General features: G+C 35.7%; 3 protein-coding genes. All 3 read left to right on the top strand.

Translation table 11 applies throughout. The features are described 5' to 3' along the window. The first annotated feature begins 92 nt into the window (after window positions 1-92). The 3 genes from V7150_RS00810 (at window position 93) to V7150_RS00800 (ending at window position 5444) form a co-directional block, all read left to right on the top strand. Window positions 93-3500, top strand: a complete 3408-nt coding sequence (locus tag V7150_RS00810; protein WP_335512662.1) for a hypothetical protein — start codon at window positions 93-95, stop codon at window positions 3498-3500. A 389-nt stretch (window positions 3501-3889) separates the two neighbouring features. Next, a complete protein-coding gene (locus V7150_RS00805) occupies window positions 3890-5050 on the top strand; it encodes a cation:proton antiporter (protein WP_335512660.1) in 1161 nt (386 codons plus the stop codon). Between the two features lie 265 nt (window positions 5051-5315). Further along, a complete protein-coding gene (locus tag V7150_RS00800) occupies window positions 5316-5444 on the top strand; it encodes a hypothetical protein (RefSeq protein ID WP_335512659.1) in 129 nt (42 codons plus the stop codon). Window positions 5445-5579 lie beyond the last annotated feature (135 nt).

Genomic DNA, 5579 nt, shown 5'->3' with positions numbered 1-5579 from the left:
GTGTAAAATTACACTATAAAGGAAAAATAAGTCAGGTTATCCTGTCGAGAAGTAAGCTTTTACCATAAGGGTATGAATAGAGGGGAGATTTAATGGATTCGAATAGCAGGGAAGAGAGAAGAAAAATTTTTAGGAAAGAGCTATTCACTTTAAAAGAAGAGGGATATTTATCTGAGAAAATCGTTGAGACAGTAGCAAAGGCACATCATCAATTCCACCTGGATTTATTAAAAATAGAGGCTACTCCGCTTCCAGCTGAAGCCAATGCCCAAAGTCCAAAAGCAGATCCTATAAAACCACAAAAAGTGAAAAAAACACTAACACCTGAAGAGATTCGCGAAAGGAATATTACTTGGTTATTAAATATTGGTGTCATTTTTTTATTAATTGGCGGTTTGTTTGTGGCAACAAGTAATTGGGAATCAATGACAAGCTTTATGAAAAGTGGGTCTATTGCAATTGTATCACTACTATTTTATGGAATTGCTTTGTTAACAAAAAAAGTTTTACATATCGATAAAACGGCTTTTGCTTTTACTGTCTTAGGAAGTTTATTTTTGCCGATATTTATCCTTTCATTAGGATGGTTTGGCCTTTTAGGAACGTATTTATCAATATTTGGTGAAGGTCGATATCTACTCGGCATGATGGGGAGCTTTCTGCCGCTAATTGTTTATCTGTTATTTGCCAAGAAGTTAAGTTCTCGACTATTTGTTTGGTTTAGTTATATTTCTCTTTCTTCAGGAGCGGCCTTTTTATTAGCAGGTACTAAACTAAAGGTTGATTACTTTTATCTTGGAATGATGGCATTTAACGCTTTCCTAATTTTGGTTTATCACAAGATTAAAAGCAGAGACACATTCAAATTGTTTTCAAAAGAATTTGTCCCATACGTACAGGTTAATCTTGTCCTCACCACCTTTTTTATGCTTTTTTTCTTCGAGAACGAGGTTATTTATAGTTTTAACCTTCTTTTGACCGCAATCATTTATTTATCGATGATGTATGTAAGCGGGAAAAAAGAATATCATTTTATTTTTAGTTTGATGGTGGTTTATGGAGTTTATCAGTTAATTGAGCATAGTTTTCTTGATTATTTTGGAGAGATTGTCTATGCATTAATAGGATTTGGAATATTATTTGTACCAAAGGTATTAGACGATAAATTTTCATTAAATAAGGTATTTCAATATACAAGTGCAGTTATTTCAGGGATTGCCTTTATTTATATTAGTTTAGAAGGTATTTTGCTTCGTGAAGGGAATCCATCCATTGTATTAATGATCGCCTATTTTATCATTGCTGCCAATTTTATTTATATATCCCATAGTAGTTCGAGAGGGTTATTTCCTTATTTAAGCTCATTATTTGTCGCATCCGGCATTTATGAAGCCATCGCATTAATATTCCATCCTTTTACAGTGATAAATTTTTCGCTTGCTTTATCCGTTACAGGGTTTATCCTGTTTATCTTTTTTGGTATTGCCCGCTTATCAAAGTATGGAAAAATCATTCAAAAAGCATCTAAGGACATGGGGTTGGCCATCATGGTGCTGGCAGTCATGTCGGCTATTGCCTTTCAATTGTGGTGGAAATTAGGTGTTATGCTTTTGCTTTTCGTTATTGTCTTGTTTTTCCTTCACAAATACGAGGATAGGAAGCTTTATAAAGAATTATCAGTCATGGCATTGCCATCGTCACTTGGTCTTTCTGTTGTCGCATTTGGTGAAGAGATAATTGCTCGAAATCCTGTTTATCAACAGGAATACGGCTATGCTATAAATTTTGCTCTAGGGGCAATAGTGGTTTTATTGTCTAGATTTGGCTGGATAAAAGCTGCCGAAACAAAACTAGCCAATTTTTCATTGTACACATCACAGGCACTTTATACGATTGCCATGATTCACGCATTGCTGAACCCGTTCAATCAACTATGGGTTCAACCGCTCGTACTGTTAGTTGGAATCGGGATGTATTACTATTTTTATAAAAAGCTTGGGGCGAAATGGGTTACGTTTCCTGTCAGTATCGCGGCACTGCTGTCTTACTTTTCGATTATTAACGCGATAAAACTGAAATTTACTTTTAGTTTTACACTAAATTCGTTAAGCGCTTCTACTAGTACGGTAATCTTGCTTATGATTGCTTATCTTTATAGAAAAAAGGATTCAGACTTATCGAATGCCTTTGCCTGGACAGGTCACATCATCCTACCGCTTACACTTGCATTTACTTGGTTTGCTTTTCAGACAGATGCTGTTTACAGCTTTATTCTCGGTTTTCTTGGATACTCATTGAGCACTAGATTAGTTGCAAAGGAATGGAAAATTAAAGTTTTTCTTTATGGAAGTTTTACATCATTGTTTTTTATTGTATCAACTGCTTTGGATAAGATCGTTGTTCAAACTGTTGACCGATATGAATTTCCAATTACCAGTGCTCTTATCCTTATTTTTGCACTTCTTGTCAAAGGAGAATTCAAAAAACGAACAGCTGTTTATTTTGTGCCATTCTCGATATTTGGAATTGGTTGTATACTTATCACTTATCCGTTTGGATGGATACCATACCTAATCACCTGTGCTTATTCTTTTGGAATCTTGTTCTATTTGCATATAATAAAATGGGATGTAATAGGAATTATTCCATTGTTCTTAACCTTTATGGCTACAGTTGAATTTTTGTTTTTAAATGAAATGACTGGACTTGAAAAACTTCTCCTTTCTGGCAGTTTGGGGATTCTGATGACGATTGTCGGACAAATCGTTTACAAAAAGGTTTATAAAAGCGGAACAAGGCTTCAGGAAATAAAGCTAGACGGATATACAGTGGTTTCCTTTTTATTTTTTGGGTTAATGTATTTTTTTTCGAATCAACAACTATGGAGTCATGCACTTCCAGGTGTCCTGATTGCGATTGCCCTCTGGCTGCAAAGAAAAAGAGTTCCGGTAAGTGTCTCTGTCTTTATGCCCATCCTTGGTGGAGCCTATCTATTGCAGCCATACTATGAGATTATCGATGAGGTAAATATCCCGCCACTTTGGGAGAGGGAGGTACATGTCCTTCCCTTAATCATTCTCGTTATTTTCATACGTCAAAGTTTAAAAGGACGCTATGCGAATATTACAAAGGCTTTACAATGGGGAGTTTTACTGATCGTTTCACTTTTATTAATTCAAGATGGTTTGGCAAGCAATACAATTTACGATGCGATTATTTTAGGGACACTCTCACTGTTATCGATGATGGCGGGGATGTTTCTGCAAATAAAATCATACTTTTTCGTCGGATCAGGTGTTCTACTGTTAAATGTTTTCCTACAAACAAGACCTTATTGGGGGAACATGCCTTGGTGGGTCTATTTATTAATTGCCGGGTTAATCTTAATCACTGTTGCAAGCTTTAATGAATGGCATAAACAGAAGACCCAAAAGGGAGAAAAAACCTTCATTTCCATCCTAAAAGAAAAAGTAATTGATAAAATTAAAAAGTGGGAGTAAATATCATTTTGCAAAAAACAGATTGGAGTTTGCAGTCTGTTCATCTTTTTCTTGATAAATAACATAATATCTGTTAAAATAAAGTTAATTATATAATTGATGTATTTGGAGGAGCCTGTCACCAAGGGATTATTATGTCCTTTGGTTGACAGGCTTTTTTTGCATCCATACGGAAAGAGTCTGTTATTTAGAAAACAGACTCTTTTTAATTTTCTAAAGAAAACTCGCCGTTTGGCAAGAATGACAGAGGCGTAGTTCGCCGAAAGCACAGCTTTCGGCTGCGATGCAAATGCTCACGAAGCATTCCTTAGTGCAATTATGCGTTAGGAAAGTATAAATTATTCAAAATTTATACTTTCCTAGTAGCCAAAAAAAGGATAGGTGATTTGATGGAATTAATCTTTGAGTTAGCAATTATATTATTAGCTTCTAAAATTGCAGGAGAAATAAGTGTAAAGTTGGGGCAGCCTTCAGTTCTAGGAAAACTTCTTGTGGGAATCATTTTAGGCCCAGCGGTATTAGGGCTGATTACTGAAACGAAAACATTGGAAGAACTAAGCCAAATAGGCGTCATTCTGTTAATGTTTATTGCTGGAATGGAAACGGATTTAGATGAATTTAAACGGTCAGGGAAAGCTTCAACACTTGTGGGACTGAGTGGTATTATCGTTCCTCTTTTTGTAGGATATCTTGCAGGAATAATGATGAATATGTCCACATTTGAGGCTATCTTTTTAGGTCTTTTGCTCTCAGCGACAAGTGTAAGTATCTCTGTTCAGGCACTAAAAGAGTTGAACAAAATGCAGTCAAAAGAAGGAACTGCGATTTTAGGTGCAGCCGTTATCGATGATGTTGTGGTCATCATTGCCTTAGCCTTTTTAATGAGCATGGCGGGGGGAGATGTCAATTTAACAATGGTTATTGTAACCAAGGTTCTCTTTTTCGCCGGTGCTATTCTAGCAGCTTGGAAGGTCGTTCCTTGGTTGTTAAAGAAGTTCGCACCTTTAAGAGTTACAGAATCACTGCTTTCCGCGGCATTAATCATCTGCTTTCTCTTTGCTTATGTAGCGGAATTAACTGGTGTTGCCGCTATTATTGGAGCATACATTGCGGGTGTAGCAATAAGTCAAACGAAATTTAAACATGAAATATTTGAAAAGGTAGAAACAATTGGCTATTCTATTTTCGTACCTGTTTTCTTCACCACCATCGGAGTAAAAGCCAGCTTTGATGGGATTTCACAACATTTAATTGCTATAATCGGACTTAGTATTCTAGCCATCTTAACAAAGTTACTTGGAGCCGGTGTCGGTGCTAAATTGGCGAAATTTTCATGGAGAAGTTCAATGGGAATTGGTGCGGCGATGGTTTCCCGTGGTGAGGTCGCGTTAATTATAGCTTCTATTGGCTTAGAAACAAAATTAATCAGCCAAGAGCTTTTTGCGATATTAGTTATTGTTGTTCTGGTTACTACTATTGTAACACCGCCAATGATGAAATTATTTTTTAAACAAAGCGATAAACAAAAAGAAATGAAAATTACTGCCTAATAAAGAAATCTCTCCGATTGTCGAGCCCCTTTGGGTGAAGACAGTGTCGTAGTTGAACTTATGCCTGATGGGAAAGTTTTTACTTTCCTATCGGCTAAAAAAGGAAACAATCCAGCCATTTGAAGGACTGGATTGTTTTTGTATTTTGAGGCAGATATTTAGCAAGTAGTTTTTATTTTTGTTTGAAAATGACCCCCATGATTTGCATGGGAAGGCCGAATTATTTTGTAAAATGAAAAACACCGAATATTCATGGAGGTTAGAGATGGGAAACGTTTTAATTGATATTGATAAATTACTTGAAGCCACATCAGATCTAACATCTGAGAAAAATAGTCACAAAGTGAAAAAAGTTGAGATTGATCAATTACTTGAGAATACTCGTGATTGGTAAGACACATATTTTTATTCCTTCGATCATAATTTAAAATACATACTTGAATGCCTTCTACTAGATTAGAAGGCATTTTTTTTTTAGAAGTGAAGATAACATTCTCTTTTTTCTATCTATGGTTATGCTGCTTTAAAG

The organism is Neobacillus drentensis, assembly GCF_036965245.1.
Taxonomy (GTDB): Bacteria; Bacillota; Bacilli; order Bacillales; family Cytobacillaceae; genus Neobacillus; species Neobacillus drentensis_G.
This window is presented reverse-complemented; position numbering and strand designations above follow the sequence as displayed.

Coding starts and splice junctions, on each gene's coding strand:
- V7150_RS00800 (WP_335512659.1), top strand. CDS start 5,316: ATGGGAAACGTTTTAATTGATATTGATAAATTACTTGAAGCCACATCA.
- V7150_RS00805 (WP_335512660.1), top strand. CDS start 3,890: ATGGAATTAATCTTTGAGTTAGCAATTATATTATTAGCTTCTAAAATT.
- V7150_RS00810 (WP_335512662.1), top strand. CDS start 93: ATGGATTCGAATAGCAGGGAAGAGAGAAGAAAAATTTTTAGGAAAGAG.